The sequence below is a fragment of the Paenibacillus sp. B46(2026) genome (assembly GCF_056786355.1).
The window spans coordinates 1,085,077-1,102,843 of the sequence record NZ_CM165907.1 but is presented as its reverse complement, the minus strand read 5'-3'; the positions used below and the strand labels follow the sequence as shown (position 1 = coordinate 1,102,843).

Annotated in this window: 13 protein-coding genes; 2 read left to right on the top strand and 11 right to left on the bottom strand. The window is 48.8% G+C overall.

The genetic code is table 11. The features are described from left to right. Positions 1-3: 3 nt before the first annotated feature. A complete protein-coding gene (locus AC1S8V_RS05055; protein WP_482072693.1) occupies positions 4-492 on the bottom strand; it encodes a hypothetical protein in 489 nt (162 codons plus the stop codon). A gap of 18 nt (positions 493-510) precedes the next feature. Further along, positions 511-1,671, bottom strand: a complete 1,161-nt coding sequence (locus tag AC1S8V_RS05050) for a CdiA C-terminal domain-containing protein (protein WP_482072692.1) — start codon at positions 1,669-1,671, stop codon at positions 511-513. A 279-nt stretch (positions 1,672-1,950) separates the two neighbouring features. On the opposite strand from AC1S8V_RS05050, the gene AC1S8V_RS05045 reads away from it, so the two are divergent. Beyond that, positions 1,951-2,337, top strand: coding sequence for a VOC family protein (locus AC1S8V_RS05045; RefSeq protein ID WP_482072691.1), 387 nt, complete (start codon positions 1,951-1,953; stop codon positions 2,335-2,337). Between the two features lie 111 nt (positions 2,338-2,448). Here AC1S8V_RS05045 and AC1S8V_RS05040 read toward each other — a convergent pair whose 3' ends face one another. After that, positions 2,449-2,922 carry a DUF4362 domain-containing protein gene (locus AC1S8V_RS05040; protein WP_482072690.1) on the bottom strand — a complete coding sequence of 158 codons (474 nt, stop codon included), beginning with the start codon at positions 2,920-2,922 and terminating at the stop codon, positions 2,449-2,451. Positions 2,923-3,094: 172 nt separating this feature from the next. Between AC1S8V_RS05040 and AC1S8V_RS05035 the strand changes: the two genes are divergently transcribed. Next, a complete protein-coding gene (locus AC1S8V_RS05035) occupies positions 3,095-3,544 on the top strand; it encodes a hypothetical protein (RefSeq protein WP_482072689.1) in 450 nt (149 codons plus the stop codon). A 108-nt stretch (positions 3,545-3,652) separates the two neighbouring features. Here the strand turns inward: AC1S8V_RS05035 and AC1S8V_RS05030 are convergent, their stop codons facing one another. The 8 genes from AC1S8V_RS05030 to AC1S8V_RS04995 all read right to left on the bottom strand — a co-directional run bounded on the left by AC1S8V_RS05030 (position 3,653) and on the right by AC1S8V_RS04995 (position 17,710). After that, a complete protein-coding gene (locus AC1S8V_RS05030) occupies positions 3,653-7,147 on the bottom strand; it encodes a glycoside hydrolase family 2 TIM barrel-domain containing protein (protein WP_482072688.1) in 3,495 nt (1,164 codons plus the stop codon). 315 nt (positions 7,148-7,462) lie between these two features. After that, complete coding sequence (locus AC1S8V_RS05025; protein WP_482072687.1) at positions 7,463-9,310, bottom strand: IucA/IucC family protein; 1,848 nt, start codon at positions 9,308-9,310, stop codon at positions 7,463-7,465. Next, positions 9,270-10,583, bottom strand: coding sequence for a type III PLP-dependent enzyme (locus tag AC1S8V_RS05020; RefSeq protein ID WP_482072686.1), 1,314 nt, complete (start codon positions 10,581-10,583; stop codon positions 9,270-9,272). The genes AC1S8V_RS05025 and AC1S8V_RS05020 overlap by 41 nt, the downstream gene beginning before the upstream one ends. Beyond that, the gene (locus tag AC1S8V_RS05015; protein ID WP_482072685.1) at positions 10,580-11,356 is read right to left on the bottom strand and encodes an HpcH/HpaI aldolase family protein; all 777 of its coding nucleotides are present in this window, start codon (positions 11,354-11,356) and stop codon (positions 10,580-10,582) included. Before AC1S8V_RS05015 ends, AC1S8V_RS05020 begins: the two co-directional genes overlap by 4 nt. Further along, the gene (locus AC1S8V_RS05010) at positions 11,353-13,188 is read right to left on the bottom strand and encodes an IucA/IucC family protein (RefSeq protein ID WP_482072684.1); all 1,836 of its coding nucleotides are present in this window, start codon (positions 13,186-13,188) and stop codon (positions 11,353-11,355) included. The genes AC1S8V_RS05015 and AC1S8V_RS05010 overlap by 4 nt, the downstream gene beginning before the upstream one ends. After that, positions 13,163-14,950 (bottom strand): IucA/IucC family protein, encoded by a 1,788-nt coding sequence (locus AC1S8V_RS05005; protein WP_482072683.1) that lies wholly within the window; start codon positions 14,948-14,950, stop codon positions 13,163-13,165. The genes AC1S8V_RS05010 and AC1S8V_RS05005 overlap by 26 nt, the downstream gene beginning before the upstream one ends. Beyond that, the gene (locus tag AC1S8V_RS05000) at positions 14,928-16,361 is read right to left on the bottom strand and encodes an MFS transporter (protein ID WP_482072682.1); all 1,434 of its coding nucleotides are present in this window, start codon (positions 16,359-16,361) and stop codon (positions 14,928-14,930) included. Before AC1S8V_RS05000 ends, AC1S8V_RS05005 begins: the two co-directional genes overlap by 23 nt. Further along, on the bottom strand, positions 16,355-17,710 hold the full coding sequence (locus AC1S8V_RS04995; protein ID WP_482072681.1) for a diaminobutyrate--2-oxoglutarate transaminase: 1,356 nt from the start codon (positions 17,708-17,710) through the stop codon (positions 16,355-16,357). Before AC1S8V_RS04995 ends, AC1S8V_RS05000 begins: the two co-directional genes overlap by 7 nt. Positions 17,711-17,767: the final 57 nt, after the last annotated feature.

Here is a 17,767-nt window from a genome sequence, read left to right as displayed (position 1 = left end):
AATTCAGTTGTGAGGTTTCGTAAAAACCGAATACTCGATATTCTCAAGAAGTTCTCCATAATGCGTTTGGATTAATTCAAGATATGTTACGTTGAACGTATACTTTCCGTTTTTAAAGAAAAATATCTCTTCTCCAGCTGTGTGATAGAATACTCCATCTACTTTGAGTGATCCGATAACAGAAAAAGAAATCTCGTACATTGTTTTATACCATAATTCATATTGTTGGTTATTCTCCAATTCATAAGATATTGTTTGTTGATACATAAAATCCTCTTCTTGAAACATAGTTTCATAAGAAGCTGCTGGATGATCGGCTGGAAAATTATTATCATAAGCAGTTATTTTCAAACCACCGCTTAGATCAAACTCATGAATGAACAATGCATTGTGTTGTCGGTTCATATAATTCACTTCAAAATTCTTACTTTCAATTAATCTTTTCAACCATAACGCATCTTGTTTTCCATTCAATTTAAGTGAATATTCCATAGACTTGTCTCCTCTACTTTAAGGGAATACCGATATGATCTTACCATCCTTTTTGATTGCGATAACTTCTTCTAAACCTTGGATTTCCCATTCTTTAAATTGCTTAAGCAACGCAGAATCATCTCCAGACCACTTTGTTAAATTAATCACCACATTCTTGGTTTGTTGTTTAATCACAACCTTTTCTTGAACCTCACTCCAAATACCTCTAATACCTTTATTTTCAGTTGGTGCATAGCAGTCAAATATACGCCCTTCAATTCTAAAATCGGGATCTCTTTTGGAATCAATTCCATCACTATCCAGAACTTTAGGGTTCTGTTCAATCCGATATCCACTTCTCGCCAATTGATCAGCAGCATCATTTTCTAATTCTAAAGACTGTTTAGTCGCCTGATCCGCATTATTCGGAATTTTTGTTCTCGCTCCACTTGGTAAGGCTTCTGGATTAGGTGATCCACTTGGTTTTATTAGATCTCTGGGACTGTCAATTCCCTTTCCAGGCTCCTTCTTATCTCCCCCTGATCCCCCCGATCCAATGTCATCCTTCGAACGAAAAGCTTTGCCAAACAAAACGTAGGCTAGAGCCTGACCAGTCATCGCTCCACCATAATAACCCATTCCATCCTGATCAATCTGTTTCTTCTGCTCATCCACAAATTGCTCTATATCAGACCTCGCCGTTCCCGTGCCCCAGGCGGTGTCCCATGCAAACTGAATACCCCGCCCAACGTCCACAACTTTGCCCACTGTCATGGCATATGCCACACTGCTTAATGTACTGAACGGGTTAGAGAAGAACGCTTCCGCCGTCTGACCCATTCCCGTTATTGTTTCTCCTATTGATTTATCGAGCAGCCCTACAGCGAAATTTCGCTTTAGCTCCTCTGGAATGTACAGCGCAACCTCGCCTGAGCCGTCCGTTGTTCTGAAGTTCCTCGCCATAAACGTGAACTCATTCTGGATTTTGTCCAACAGCCCGAGTGTAGTCGGGAACACTTCTTTCACCTGCATAAAATCCCAGAAGAAACGCTCTCCTGTCACTCCAGACCAATCGGATTGCAACAGATAGATTGATTTCTCCAGTTCTCTGACCATTCGTTCGAGTTCCTGTTTCTTCTGCTGGACAAATCGTGCTTTCTCGTCCAACACATCGGGATGTACCTGAATACGTTGCATTACGCCTCACCGCCAACCTGACCGTAGTAGTTATACCTAAATTTTAACAAGTGAAGAAGTCGATTGGAATCAAACGGAGGATTCATTTTCTCGTTAAAGATTCAGTAGTCAGGAAACATTCGGTAGCCAGATATTTTGCGTGTTCGTGCATGTTTTTCGTCTACCTTCTTCTCATACGATGTCGATCCAAATGAGCTCTAAGGTATAATAAATGACATACTACTATATACACCCCTCGTTTTACAGGAACAAATGCTCCAATTCGAAGGAGGCTTATCCATGCAATTAGAACGACTTGATCACCTCGTGTTAACCATAAAGAATCTGGAAGCAACTATCTCATTTTATACCAACATATTAGGCATGAAGGTAGTTGAATTCGGTCAAGGCCGAAAAGCATTACAGTTTGGACAGCAGAAGATCAATTTGCATGAACGGGGAAAAGAATTTGAACCGAAAGCTCATACCCCTACGCCGGGTTCGGCAGATCTTTGTTTTCTGGTCAACACACCCTTGGAAGAAGTGATTCTCCATCTCTCACAACATCATACGAAGATCGAAGAAGGTCCGGTGGAACGCACGGGAGCACTGGGTCCCATTCGTTCGGTGTATGTACGTGATCCTGACGGAAACCTGATTGAACTGTCCAATGCTTTGTACGGATAACCCCACTACTCCCCACCTTTTAAAAAGCACAAAAAACCTGCACAGCCTCGGCTTCGCAGGTTTTTGGGGTTTATGAAATTCATTAAGAGTTTGCATATGGATACATCTCATTTAAAGCTTAGGCATCCAAAAGGGGTTCTCTTCCTTCTCACACCCGGTTAACACGTAGTAAATATGCCCCTGCTCACTCTTCATCGTACCGATCTCTTTGCAGGTGTCGGTCTTCGTTCCCTGTTTGGAGCCATAGGGATCCCTTGAGTTATCATAAGTCGATTGAATAGCTGTACCATCATAGATCAATTCCTGGATAATGGGCCCACCTTCAATGGTATACATCGTTACACGAACCTGATCCTGCTGTTTTTTCTCCACATTCTTCATAAATGTGTTCCACTTATCTTCGTTCCGTATGCCTCCATGAAGCACAACCACATCCCCGCTTTGCTCCGCTTGCTCTGGATTATGGGGCTCAATTATTTCTGGAAAAGCCTGCGTAATTCCGGAAGCATTCGTTGTTGGATCATTTGCCTGACAGGCAGTTAACAGCATTAATGCTAACAATAGGATAAGCATATTTTTTCTCATTCCATCACCTCATCTATGAAACGGTTCAATCTTATCCTTTGTTGCATGATTATGCTTATTTTGTCATTTATCTGTAACTCTCTCGTTGTTCCGAACATTTAGAATCATAGAAAGTTATAGGTAACAGGAACGAAAATTTTAGTAATTTATCATTTAGCAGGGGGTTAATTTAATGACGTTAAAAACAATGGTCGGTGTAGCACTGGCTCTATCTGTACTACTATCCACCCATTCAGCAAGTACAGCGGCTCTAGCTTCAACAAACGAGAGACAGTCAACTGGATTAGCCCATGAAATGGAGCGCTCATCCCTAACATCTACACCTGTTCTGCTCATTGCTCCAACTCAACATGAAGGTCGTTCCGCATACAACGGCAGCTTCACAATGATTGCTTCGAATGGGACACATGCCAACATATCGATTGAAAACAACAGCAACCACACGGTATATGTGAAGTTGTATGTAAACGAAGTAAGTGAACCGATGGAAACATCTATCAGCAGAAATAGTGATAAAACGATTAATCTGCTTGCATTACAAGACACGGATATTAAGTTGTACATCTATAGCAGAATAGGTCATCACTTAGATCTCTCAGTTGAAGCAGAGCAGTTTCATTGATCTTTTCTCTCACACCTACATACAAGAAAAACCCTTCACGCAAGCGATTCAGATTCACGTTGCCATGAACCGCTGCCTGCTTGAAGGGTATTTATATTTCTATCACACTTATTTCTCGAATCGGAACCAGCCAAAGTCAAACTGACTGCCTGGCAGGAAGATAAAGCTTACTTTCTGCACACCTGTCACTTGCTCAAGCTCAAACACCCGCTCCTCATATCCACCCGACTGCGTGAACTCAACCAGCTGGTTGCTCTGTCCGTCCGCACCTGCGAAGCGAATATGAATCGTATTTTTATCCATCGGTGAATGACCGTAGATCACGAGCTTTGATGTGCCTTCTGCCGTAAAGTCCATGTTTTCAAACTCCAGCGATACATTGTTCCCGATACCTTCTACTCTGTCACCCTCAATTTTGAACGTATCTCCATAGAGATGGTCACAGGATGCAGCCGTATTCTGTTCAAAGGCCCGACTCTGACGTTCGAAGGAGAAACCTTTAATATGAATCTTCTGTTTCAGTACAAAACAGATCGACGTGATCCCGCTAAGGCGTTTGGACAATTGGTAGGTCTCTTCCTGGTACACATTCCAAATGGACTCTTTGTCATACACCACATCTGCGATCATCGTACTTCCCTCTTCATCCGGCATACCTTCCCAGATCTGAATGAAGTACTCCTCACTGGATAGCGTGAAAATAGGAATCGTTATGGTATCGGAGCCGTACGGTCCGAAGTCAATATTACGGAAGCCTACATGCGTCTCTCCATCCCGACTTGTCGCTACCCCACGCTCATTACCGTTGCCAACCTCACCTTTGGTGTAATCGTACAGTCCGCCCGTGATGAAGCCGTATGGATCTTTGTAAGCTGTTCCGAGACCGTCCGCCTTGAATTCCAGCTGGGAGATGAGTTTCGTTTTATCCGTACCGTTGGTACTGGTTGCGCGAAGCCGGAACTCCCCGTCACCTATAGCCGATACCTTGACCGTATGTTGATGCTCACCGTTGTCGCCCGTTTCCGCTTGAACGGCTTCCACTTTGGCAATGTTAGATTCAATCCCCGCATCATTCACAACAGCCCACTCGATGTCGCGATAGGAAGTGTTCTCCGGATACAGCTTGGCGGTTACGAAGAGCTCCGGGTTGGATGGATTGAGCAACTGTCCTGCAGTACTGATGATCTCGAGTTTCCGCAAAGGAATCTCCTGAGCATTCCCCGTAAGCACCAGACGTTGTTCATTTTGCATGAAAACAGCTTGCGTTGGATTATTAACTACCCCATTCACTTCAAGTTCCGCATCCACAACCCGCGATTCGAACTCAGCCGTAGCCCCTTCCAACCCTTCGGAAGAAACTTCAATCCGGACCGTTCCAGATTCATTTGTCGCTCCGATAATGGCCATCAGTTTGCCGCTGAACAGTCTTCTGCTCAATCCTTTGTATGGATCATAGTCGGTGCTGTCCCCGTTATCCAGACCCAGCAATCGACCTGCACCCGTCACCTGAACTTGCACGCGGTTGTTCGCATTGTGAACCGGATTACCCGCTTCATCTTCCACATCAATTTCTACAAAAATGAGGTCTGTGCCATTCGCTTGCAACTGCTCCCGATCCGCTTGCAGACGAATTTTCTTCGCATCCGTATAGGATCTTTGCACATCGGTTGCAATGATCTGACCGTTCTCATCGTAAGCGATCGCTTTCAGCTCACCCTCTTCGTACGGCACCTTCCACCAGCCTGACAGCTGTGTTCCATTGGCATGATCGATATCGTACGTGCCAATGGTTTTGCCGTTGAGTTGCAGCTCAATCTTCGGCGCGTTGCTGCACACGCGTACATCAATGATCTGACCCGGGCTGAAATCCCAATACGGGAACAGGTGAACCATCGGACTTTTTTTATAATCCGTCCAAGCCGCTTGGTAGATGTAATAGGAATCTTTCGGGAACGTTGCTGTATCCAGCTGTCCAAAATACGAATTCTTCGTATGATACGGTGTCGGCTCTCCAATATAATCGAATCCGGTCCACAAGAATTGCCCCAGCGAATACGGTGTATCCCGCTCTGCCAAAATACAGTATTCTGCCGACTTCGCGCCCCAACTGGTTGTACTGTTACCCAAAGCCGAGCACTGCTCGTCATCATCTGCCAGAATTGGCTGTTCGAACGGGAAATGATATATGCCCCGGCTCTGCACCACAGAAGACGTTTCACTACCATAGATGATCCAGTCTGGATGCTCTTCATGATGTTTGTCGTAATATTTTTCCGCGTAGTTGTAACCTGCCAGCTTCACGATATCCGCGCATTTTTGTGCATTTTCCCATGGCATGTAGTTCGAACCAATCGTCACGCCAGCATTACCTTTTGGATCAAATTCCAGCACATAATCCATCAGCATCCGGGTTACTTCCTGTCCACGCTCATCCGCATGGGTATCATAGATTTCGTTCCCGATACTCCACATGATCAGACTGGCATGGTTACGGTCGCGTTTCACCCAACTCTTCACATCGGTATGCACCCACTCCGGGAAAAATCTCGCATAATCGTATGGCGTCTTGGCACGTTCCCACATATCAAAGGCTTCCGACACAACCAGCACACCCATCTCATCCGCAAGTTCCATGAACTCTTTGGCAGGCATATTATGCGCGGTTCGGATGGCGTTAACGCCCATTTCTTTGAGCAGTACGAATCTTCTGCGCAATGCCGTCAGGTTAAACGCCGCTCCCAATGCCCCGAGATCGTGGTGTTCGCACACACCATTCAGCTTCATCTTAACTCCGTTCAGGTGGAACCCTTCAGTGGCATTCAGCTGGATATTCCGGAATCCAATGCGCTGTGATACCGACTCAACTGTCCGATCTTCCTGTTCATCCGAGATCAATCGCAGCTCCGTGACCAACTCATACAGATGTGGTGCATCCGGGCTCCACAGGTTTGGATTCTGTACTCCAAGCTGTTGACTGTTAATGGATACATTCGTTGCCTCACCTACCGCAGCAGTTGCATTTGCCTTTGTTGATGCCACCACCTGACCTTCATACAAGATCGTATGCACCAGCTCTGCTTGCTGATTCTGTTCCAGGTTCAGCTCCGTATCCACTTCCACCTGCCAGCTATCCGGCTGTTGCTTGATGGATACATAAGTTCCATCCGTAACAATATGGTTGCGGTCTCTCGTCTTCAGCCACACATGGCGATAGATTCCGGCACCGGAATACCATCTGCTGTTCGGGCTCTGATGCACCACTTTGACCACAATCTCGTTGTCACCTTCCACCAGTGCATTCGTGATCTCATGTTCAAAAGCAGAGTATCCATACTTCCACTCCCCAACCAGCTGCCCGTTCACATACACCGAAGAGTCCATGTATACGCCATCAAAACAGAGCAAAAGCTGCTGCTCATCCTTCGTGTAATGGAACGTCTTGCGGTACCATCCAATGCTGTCCTCATACAGTTCAAGCGTATTATATATCAGCCAATCATGGGGAAGCTCTACAGGTTCATACACCAGACCCGCAGGTTCCGTAACATCCAGCTTGCTTTTCGCAAATTGCCATCCATCATTAAAAAGCCTCTTCTGATTCATGGTAGATTCTCACTTTCTTGAAGTAAATTATGATTACGGTTACAACAGTAGATGTCGCTTTTTCCGAAAACCTTTTCGGTCATACATAAGTATGACTATAACACATAACCCGATTATACCATCAGTCTGTTCCCTGTACCTGCATTTCATAAGATTTTTTAGCCAGAATGATGAACGTTTTATCCCTCCAAGCATTAGAACTCTCGATGGCAACAAGCCAAAAAGGCAACCCGTCAAACGGGTCACCTCGTCTATAGCTATCTTTAGCACGCTTTCTTCTTCTCTCTACACGCCTACACCAACCATACTCAACCTCTATCCTTTGTAAAAAGGGTTCGACCCTTTCTCTTTGCCCGATGGCATCGCGCCAGGCACCCCATCCGCTTCAAGCAGCGGACGGACAACTAACTTCACGGGCCACTCCTTGCTCTCGAATATCGCATGAGCAAGCGCGGCCCGGTCGGACTCAGGAAGCTGCACCTGTTGCAGCGCTTCCTTCCAAGCCTGCTCCGTGATCTCCCAGAACTTCGTTTCCGGAATGTGATACACCTCGCTAAGTGCCTCCATGATCGCAGCCAGATTCACCTGCGTCCCCAAAGACTGCACATAGAAAATCAGCTTCTGAATCGTCTCGTTATACAGGCTGTTCGAGTAGCCTGGACGAATATGATAGGCAGGGTCTGCAATACCATGCTTGTCCAGATAAGGCTGATGCAGACGCACGGAATCATGATCGCGGAACAATAGACCTTTTACCTGATTATCCCGTAACACCAGACAGCAGTTCTGACCATGAATCTCAGGTATAACGCCCACCTTGAACAGACGCATCACGATATTATAGAATGTAGTAGCTATACTGGTATAAAAGTCGAGAACATCCCTGCTGCTCAGGTTATCCCCCAGAATTTCCGTTAATAGATGATGCCCTTCCAGATTCACACCCAGTGCGGCCATTGGAATGACTTTGTAGGCTTCACCCAACAATTCAGCGGGATATACACGAATCTGTGCAGCCAGATGCCGGGGATGATCATCGAACAGTCCCATGGATTCTGGCATGAAGCCCCACCAGTTCTGCTCTTCGCACATATACACCTTGTGCTTCAACGTCTCGTCACAAGCCACGGCCTGTCGTAACATCCGTTCTCCAGCAAGGCCATTCAGCAGTTTGACTACTGGAAGGTAACGAGCAGCCCCCAGAGACAGAACACTAACCGGTAGCTTGAGCATTAGGGTGGATTCAGTTGACGGAGCCATCGAGCGCAGAGAGGATGTGGCCTGAACGTCGCCCACTTCTACATCCAATACGACAATGCTGCCCTCTTCGATCTCTCCAGCGAAGCGAGGCAGAATCACATGCTGCAATTGCCATGGATGAACAGGCATCGGCAGATATTCGTCCAACGTGATCCCTTTTCGGGCAAACTCGGCTTCCACCACTCCGCGCTGAACATCGTCTAACACGTCCAAAATGGACAGTCCATCTTCACTACCTTGCTGCACGGCATCCAGCCGTATAGCCACCCAGCGCAGCGAAATCGCCTTCCCGAATTCCGCTGCATACCGTGTGACATCCTCTGCGTTGAATCCGATTTTAGCTTTGGACGATGGGTGAAATGGACGATCGCGCAATGCAGCAACGCGTTCACCCTTGATAAACCATTCATAAGCAGACGCTGGGACGTTGGCGGACAGATACTGGATTTGTTCCCAGCCCAGAGCATACTGCTCCACAGCAATGTCCAGACTAGCCAGGAATTCAGCCACCCCAGGCTGGCTATATTCTTCATCCGACAAAGCCCTCTGTAACACCGCACGTCCAACCTCTGCCGGAGAAGCAAGGAGAACCCAGCTTCCATCTGGTTTCTCTTCATATATTGGTGAACCCTGAACCCACTGAATCGCTTGTCTCACTCCTGTTTCAATCAGACACAATACACCTTGCGTATGCAATCTGACATGAGAAGCACCATTCTGTATGTGCTCTTCGCCGTCATATCCCTTGTACAATCGTCGGAACGGTGCAGGTGCTGCGGCAAAATCAATGAACGGGTGATCCTCCAATGGGAGCAATTGCTCCGACAAGAATGAATTCATCAGATCCGCCATAATCCGGCGTTCAGCGGCTTGCAGACTGGAACGCTTCATCAGTGTTGACATGATTATTGTCCTCCGTTAGATAATGGAATGCCGGGTGCGGATGCCCCAGAAAATCATGATGCGAGATGGTCCAGCAATAAGCCCCAGACTTTTCAAACAAAATAATATCTCCCACGCGCAGCAGTGTTACCTCCGCATCGGAATGCATGCGATCCTTGGGTGTGCATAGCTCACCTACAATATGGACTCGACGACCTCTTACCTCTGGTCTGGCAAATGAATGCTTCCAACGGTCCGTCTCCATAATCTGAAACGGATGGTTATGACCCCATGAAGCAGGCAAACGATTGTGGTGCGTACCTCCCCTTAACACGGCAAAATACTGATCATGAGAAGTTTTGATATCCGTAACCTCTGCTGCGTAATACCCGTGGTCTGCCACCAGCAGTCGACCCGATTCGAAATACAGCTGACCTCCTTGTGAAGCAAGGCGCTCTCTGGCTTCACTTTGCTCTAGCAGCGAAGTAAACAGCGCCCAGTCAAATCCAGGACTCCCATCATACGTGACACCGAATCCGCCTCCTGCATTCACCACTTCCACAGGAAGATCATACTTGTGCTGCCACTGCTCCACCTTTTGCAAATACAACTCGATCATCTCGGCGTGCAGCCTGGCATCCATATTGTTGGACAAGGAGTGAAAATGGAACCCGCTCAACCGAACCACACCCGCGCCTTCCACACGAATAAGTTCGACGGCTTCTTCCACCGCCTCTTCATCGATTCCAAAAGGACTTGGCCCGCCGCCCATAACGATCTTCGTCCGGGGTAACGTACTACTTCGCAGATTGATCCGGAGCAGAATGCGCACTTCCTGCGCTTGACCCTGTTTTTGCTTCTGCCTGCTCCCCTGCACCTTCCCATGTTCATGATCCTTCGCTCGCTCTATTGCAATCGCAATGATCCGGCGCAGCTCCAGCAAACTTTCCACATGAATGTAGCTCACGCCATGCTCGATCGCCAGCCTCAGTTCGCTCTCCTTCTTGCCGGGACCTCCAAATAGAATCGGAACCTCTCGGCTTACAGCCCTTACCTTGAGCAGTTCTCCGATAGAAGCCACTTCAAAGCCCTTCACAAATGGAAGCAAGGCCTCAATGATCCGCGGATCTGGATTCGCCTTGATGGCATAGAACAACTGTGTGTTACCGGGCATGCTGTCCAGCATCTGACGTACTTGTTCCTGAATGCCAGCCAGATCATAGACATACGCACATACCGGGTCTTCCATTCCGCGTTGTAGTTCATCTATCGCATGCCATACACTAGGTTTCATATCTGCCCACCCGCATTCCTGTAGTCATTCCGTTTTTGGGCATACGCCCGAAACGCCGTATTCCGATCATCACCAAGCACGTAAATATGTACTCCCCGCTCAGCCCAGAGCGACATGTCTTCCACACCTCTCGTGACCGTTGCATAAGGTACTCCGCACTGCTGGGCAGTAGCATGCAATTCATCCAGAGCACGTCTCACATCCGGGTGATCTGTCTGCCATGGCACACCGAGGGATTGCGACAGATCTGCCGCACCTTCCAATACAAAACTCACCTGTGGGTGAGACATAATCTGTGCACTTTGCCGAACGCCCTCTGCACTTTCAATCATGGGGACAACCATCACTTGTTCGTTGGCTTCTTCAATGTATCCGGTGAGCGGATATTTCCCAAATACACCGGGACGACCACTATTCAAGCTCCGCATGCCAACCGGATGATAGTAGGCGTGACGAACCGCTTCCTCCACCTGCTCCAGTTGCTCGACATGCGGAATGATGATGCCTTGGGCGCCACAGTCCAGCACTTTAAGAATCTCCGCTCGCTCCACCTTCGAGATCCGTACCAGCGGAGTTAGGCCGACCAGTTCCGTAGCCCGAATTAACTCTTCCACCGATTCCATCGATGTTGCGGCATGTTCCAGATCAATAATGACAAAGTCATATTCCGCATGTCCGATCATCTCAATGATCACCGGGTGTGGTATGGATACAAAAAGACCATAGACAGGCTGTTTGCGTGCAATTTTTTCCTTCAGCTTGTTCATTCTCATTCGACGATTCCCTTTAATTCGCGTGTTTCCTTTGATTCAAGTACATCTTTCGATACCTTGAGCGGATTGCTCGCCTTGCGGAAATATAACTCTCCATCCCCATACAGACGGCGCTTTGTCATCTCTTCGATCAGTGCATCTTCGGCAAAAAGGTCAAATGCAACGAACCGCTCTGCGTATTCCGGGTGCTGCTTCTGATAATCCACAATCACACCTGCACACAGCTGCCAGAATGCTTCCTCCGACAACCCAAACTTCTCAAGCGCCAACGCAATATCTGTCATACAGATAAAAAAGAATGCGTCATACGTATAGTCACGGACTTCCGACACATCTCCCGCATAGATGAAGGAATACCGATTGAACTTGCGATGGGTTTCCGGCTCGGGGTTCAGCCTCGGTGCCCGTTCCGGGTGTAACAGTTGATCCGGTACATAGCGAACACCATCATGCAGATCCTTGATAAGGATCCGTTTCGGCAGATCGTTTTCCAGTACCAAAATGATATTCTGAGCATGAGATTCCAGCGCGATTCCGTGCGCATAGAGCAGATGGATAATCGGCAACGTAACCGTGCGCACAAGGGCCTCGCTCCACTTTTCCACACCATGTCTCTCTACAGCATCCTGGATAAATGGAACACCATCCGGTTGTACCAACATTAGTGCATTCAGCGGCCACGCCGTCTCGCCTTGCTTCAGATGAACCGATACATTCTCCCGCCAGATGGCACCGAGTGTACCGTAGGCCCGTCCATACTGAGTTGCAGGCAACTGCTCATAACGGAACGACAGTCCCATGATTTCTTTCAAAATGCCAAACTGCGCCTGCTGCAACAGCTCATCTTCACGAACGAGTTTATCCAGCCAGTCGCTGATCAGCGGTGCGTTCTGGGTGGTATGCTGTGCCAGAATACGTGTGCTCGACGTGTTGGTGATGCTGAGAGCCAGCTTGATGTAAGGGGCTTCCGGATTTATCCGGTTCGAGAGTGAACGAATCGATTGTTGCGCGCGATAGGGCGAAGACGATGGGCCGAGATACACGATATCTCCATCCATCCGTTGACGGGCATATACCGACTCCAACTGGTGCTCCCACTGCCATGGATGAACCGGAATGAACACATATCGATCACCCGCGTCAGAAGCTTCTTTCCCATCACCCTCCAGCATCTGATGAAATCGCTGTACGTCCTCCCCAGTCAGATGTTGCCCCACCAGTTCTTCAGAATTATACCCCGCGGATACAGCGGTCTGAGCTAATTCTTTCTTTACAGCAACCCAGACTAATGCAACCTCCGCGTTAAATTCAGGGCCATAGGCCAGATTGTCTTTCATAGAAAATCCCAACCTCGACTTATAGCTCGGGTGGTACAGATGACCATCAGTCATGTGACTTTCTAGCGCATCATAATGCCGATCTTCATTCGGAATGTTCAAGGGCAACATATCCCGGCACTGACTGTCCTTTGCCATCGTTTCGAGCAGTTCCTGTATAAAAGCCGTCACATTTGCCCCCTTCAACGAGTTCAGCACCATTTCCTCCAGAAACAGATCCAGATCGGTGCAGGACACGCCTTCTCTTTGAATCGACCCCTTCTTCACCTTCACCCGGCCAAATGAAAACTTACGCTCCGCTTCACACGTGTACGCCACAGGTTTCCCTGACGATGTAACTCCCTCGGCTCGCCATTCGCTCCCACTTACATGACTGTCCAAGATGCCTTCAAACCACATCGCCTCCAGTGTCTGCCGCATGATCCGTTCCTGTACACTCACGTAGACTGCTTCTGTCCTGCCGCTTGCTTCAGCCCTGTATCCCACGACTCCCACGCACTTCACTCCCTATTCGTTTCATTACATTGCTCACCGGCACGTAGGCCGGGGTCTGGCTGATCCCTCTTAGACAACTCACCAGATTTTGTTTGGCTAGAAATGCATCCGTTGTCAGCAGATGTTGCACATATTCATTGCCCGTTCGTTCCAGTTCATCCACAAGTACCTCACGTACCTGCTTCCAGAAATGCTCCTCGGATACGTTCACATCTCGTGCCATGGCATGAATCAGAGACCCCAGATGATTGACGATAAAATAGTACGATGTCCGCGCCCAGGCTTTCTCTCGCGAATAAAATAATAAATCGGACGTAACAAGATCCTGCTCACGGATAAGTTCCTCATCCACACTGACCCCTTCCAGATCGCGGACGATAAAATCCACAGGCAACCCATCCTCCAATGTCACAAGGGTATTCTGTAAATGGGCTTCAAAATGAATGCCTTTCTCTCCCGCCGCCCGTACAATCGGCAGCAGAGAACATTTCAGATAATAATCCAGCCAACGCTTGGCTATGTCACGTCCACCACCGAGCATCGTCATCAGCCTGGAGCGCATCCCGGGAAGCGGTGCTTCAACCAGACTGGATAAGACATACGTATTCGCAGGGTCGAACTCAATTGGCCGATAAGCTACGGTAAACAAGCTGGTCAAGTTCTCATCATCAAAAGCACAGGTCGCTACACCTATTTCATAAGCAATATGGGTGTGCGGTTCAGCACCGAAACAGTCATGCTGCCTGACGTATTTGGAGGCATCCAGTGTTCTGCGCATCTGCTCGGCACTATTGGTGCGAATCATGTTCGTGATCTGCATGTTCAGTGACAGCTTGATATTGCAGTTCCATGCGGGAACGTAGACTGTACGGACCGAAGAGGTTGGATAGACGGTTGGCCCCGCACTGCCGAGCAGAATTAATTTTTGATCTCCAATATAAGACTGTACCTCGGACAACTGTGATATGTAAGCGTATTGCCATGGATGGACGGGCAGAAGCCCATACCTACCCGTTTTTTCTTTTAAAATAGGCTCCACATAGCTCCGCAGGAGGTCATGCAAATCCATTGCCTGTTCGTCTTCCACCCATTCCTGCACATAGACATCCTGCCTCACGGCGATATAACAGAGTTGAAAGGAAGCTCGCAGTTCCGGACTATACTTCTGAACATCCTGCTCGCTGAATCCTTTGGAATTCTTCGGAAACGGGTGAAACGGATGACCCACCAACAGTGACTGTTCCGATGTGCGATAGTCGTGAATGTCGAGACCGGCTGCTTGTTCGATATACAATGTAAGGTTACCCACACTGTTATCTACCTTTTGTGCAAAATCTCTGGCATACTCCGCCTCTACGCGATTCGTATTCTCACCTACTGGATGCACAACCTCCAGCTCAAGTGGACTCTCCATTTCCATTGCACTTTTCATCATTCCATTGTGATCCGAACTCGCTCCCTGTGCCCCATCTCCACTTAGCTCACATGTGATCCAGCGAACCAGGTCGCGATAATGCACCGTTTCCCCGCCAGATTCCATGCTGAGGTATTCATGCTCCCCCATGGCCGAGTAATAGGATAGCCGTCCTGTCACCTTCACCCTACTGACTTGAAAAACAACAGTGTACGTCAGCGTATTCGGATTGATCCGAATATCACTTTCCTTCTCTAACGCAAGCTCACGGATGTAACAGTTCAATAGCAGCTTGCACGAATGTTCATGGGCCTGCTGCTCAGCCTCAGACCGGAGCTTGTTTTCCATCTCGAACAATGATGCCAACCTTCTTTCGGGTTATAAGTAAGACCAGGGGAAGTGTAAGCAGAATGGCGCAGCCAAGGCCGATACAGATCTCTTTGAGCGCCCCCCATTTGGCCAGCTCCATGGATGTTCCTGCTCCAGCGAGCCATTGCCAGCGCATATCGTAATACAGCGTCATACCCATCACCGCAAACGAAGAAGCCAGCCGCTCAATTGTGGTCGATAACACCGAGCCTTCATGCATGTCTTCCTCCGGCAACGCCTGTAAACCAATAGCAGAGATACTCATGCCTGACAAGCCCACGCCAATTCCCCGGCAGGCCATAAGCATACCGATGACCCAGATCGATGCTCCCATGGGCAGAACCGCAAACGACAAGATCGATATCGACACCAGCAACGTCCCCCATGCGATAAAATGCATGGACCGACCGCGATCCAGCAAGCTGCCGCCAATCCACATGAACAGACTTGTACAGATCGACAAGGGAATGAACAACGCACCGGACAAGGCCGGCGATAGGTGGAAGACATCCTGGAACAATAACGGCAATGCAAAGATCACGCCAAACATGACACAATCCTGAATCGTCGAGATCAATACGGTCAGCGGAAAGACGGCATTACGCCGCAACAACTGGTACCGGATCAGTGGTTCCTTGCGACCGTTCTCTGTCTGGACAAAACGAATGAGCAACACCACACCTAGCGCAATCAGCATCCAAGGACCCCATACCGGCACGACAGGACTTGCGTACAACTGTACGCCCAGACTAAGGGCACCTACCGCGCAGATCAGCATCATGACACTGGTTGGATGCCATTTTTTCCTGCGGGCAGGGATATAGGTCTGAATGACTCGACCGCACCCGATGAACGAGAACACAGCCAGCGGGACATTGAGCCAGAACAACATTTCAAGCCGTCCATACTGAATGATGAATCCACCCAGCGTTGGCCCAGCCGCAGGAGCCAGCATAAGCAGCAAGCCCCACGCTCCGGTAATTCGCCCCCTTACCTCCGGTCCGTAGACATCAAACAGCAGCACAAGTGATAACGGAATCATCAGCCCGGCGGCAACCCCATGCATGAAACGGACCAGCAAGAGTACTTCGATGGAGTGATAAAACAACGCACCTGCCACCGAGAACAGTCCATAGATGCTGATGCCCAGCATATATGTCTGCTTACGTCCCAGTCGGTCCACGATCAGGGAAGCCAGCGGCATCGTTAACGTCATGGCGAGCATGTACAGCGCGATGATCCATCCGCCTGCTGTCGTAGAAATCTGATAATATTGCACAAAATAAGGCAGCAGCAGGTTAAATGCACTGTTGGTCAGCACCAGCGAAAAAGCACCGATCAGAATCGCGAGTAATACTGCATGCCTTTTCATCAGGGACAGCTTCAGCATGCGGCCGTTGCTAAGGCAATCGCTTCAGCTACCGATTTCTCAAAGATCGCAAGGATCGCACCCGATTCTTGCTCCGTAATATTCAGCGGTGGCAGAAAACGAACAACAGCTGAATGACGCCCGCCCAGTTCTACAATTAATCCATTTTTGAAACATTCACGCTGAATAGACTCAGCCAGCGCACCATTAGGCAGATAATGTCCCAGACGATCCTTGCGTCCTGTTGGATCAACCACCTCAACACCAATCATCAGCCCTCTGCCTCGCACGTCACCAATCTCTGCATACCGTTCTTTCAATGCATTCAGTTGACTCATGAACTGCTCACTGCGCAGCTGCACGTTGTGCAGAACGTCTTGTTCCCGGATATACCGAAGTGTGGCAAGTCCGGCAGCCATGGCTAGCTGATTGCCACGGAACGTGCCTGTGTGTGCACCAGGCTGCCATCGATCCAGTTCCTCCTTATAGATGACGACAGACATCGGCAGACTTCCGCCAACCGCTTTGGAGCAGATGATTACATCGGGTACAATTCCGGCATGTTCATATGAAAACATCCGGCCTGTCCGTCCGATGCCTGTCTGCACTTCGTCAATAATGAGCGGAATACTTCGCTCTGCCGTAATTCGGCGCAGCTCCCTCAGCCATTCAAGATCTGCCGGAATTGCTCCGCCTTCGCCCTGAACTGTCTCCACAATGACCCCGCATGGAGCGGCAATCCCGCTCTCGCAATCATCGAGCAAGTTCTCGATATACTGTGCACTTAACCGGGCCGTCATGCCCTCACCAACACCAAATGGGCAGCGGTATTCATAAGGAAACGGCAGGAAATGCACATCCGGCAGCAGGCTTTGCAGATGTTGTTTCTTGCTCAGGTTGCCACTCATCGACATCGTCGCTTGGGTCGAACCGTGATAACCTCCCTGAAAGGCAAGAATGGACTTGCCACCTGTGGCATGTTTGACCAGCTTAATGGCTGCTTCGACCGCATCGGCTCCGGTTGGACCACAGAACTGGATTTTGGCTTTATCTCGCATCTCTTCTGGAAGGATGGAGAATAGCTCTTGCATGTATGAAAGCTTCAGCGGCGTTGCCAAATCCAGTGTATGAAGCGGAATCTGCTGATCCAGGACATCGCGAATGGCGTTGACCACCGTGTCATGGTTATGCCCCAGCGCCAATGTTCCTGCACCAGCCAGGCAGTCGTAGAATACGCGGCCTTCCGTATCGGTAATCTTCACCCCATGGGCCTTGCTAATGACAAGTGGGAAATGTCTGGGGTACGATCTTGCATTGGATTCCTTCTCATTTTGCATCTTCAGATATTCCGTCTGCACCTCTACTGACATAGCCCTCTAACGCTCCTTATAATCGATTCAGGCTGAACCTGCTGCCTGTGACTCTTG

Coding starts and splice junctions, on each gene's coding strand:
- AC1S8V_RS05055 (WP_482072693.1), bottom strand. CDS start 492: ATGGAATATTCACTTAAATTGAATGGAAAACAAGATGCGTTATGGTTG.
- AC1S8V_RS05050 (WP_482072692.1), bottom strand. CDS start 1,671: ATGCAACGTATTCAGGTACATCCCGATGTGTTGGACGAGAAAGCACGA.
- AC1S8V_RS05045 (WP_482072691.1), top strand. CDS start 1,951: ATGCAATTAGAACGACTTGATCACCTCGTGTTAACCATAAAGAATCTG.
- AC1S8V_RS05040 (WP_482072690.1), bottom strand. CDS start 2,922: ATGAGAAAAAATATGCTTATCCTATTGTTAGCATTAATGCTGTTAACT.
- AC1S8V_RS05035 (WP_482072689.1), top strand. CDS start 3,095: ATGACGTTAAAAACAATGGTCGGTGTAGCACTGGCTCTATCTGTACTA.
- AC1S8V_RS05030 (WP_482072688.1), bottom strand. CDS start 7,147: ATGAATCAGAAGAGGCTTTTTAATGATGGATGGCAATTTGCGAAAAGC.
- AC1S8V_RS05025 (WP_482072687.1), bottom strand. CDS start 9,310: ATGTCAACACTGATGAAGCGTTCCAGTCTGCAAGCCGCTGAACGCCGG.
- AC1S8V_RS05020 (WP_482072686.1), bottom strand. CDS start 10,583: ATGAAACCTAGTGTATGGCATGCGATAGATGAACTACAACGCGGAATG.
- AC1S8V_RS05015 (WP_482072685.1), bottom strand. CDS start 11,356: ATGAGAATGAACAAGCTGAAGGAAAAAATTGCACGCAAACAGCCTGTC.
- AC1S8V_RS05005 (WP_482072683.1), bottom strand. CDS start 14,950: ATGGAAAACAAGCTCCGGTCTGAGGCTGAGCAGCAGGCCCATGAACAT.
- AC1S8V_RS05000 (WP_482072682.1), bottom strand. CDS start 16,361: ATGCTGAAGCTGTCCCTGATGAAAAGGCATGCAGTATTACTCGCGATT.
- AC1S8V_RS04995 (WP_482072681.1), bottom strand. CDS start 17,710: ATGTCAGTAGAGGTGCAGACGGAATATCTGAAGATGCAAAATGAGAAG.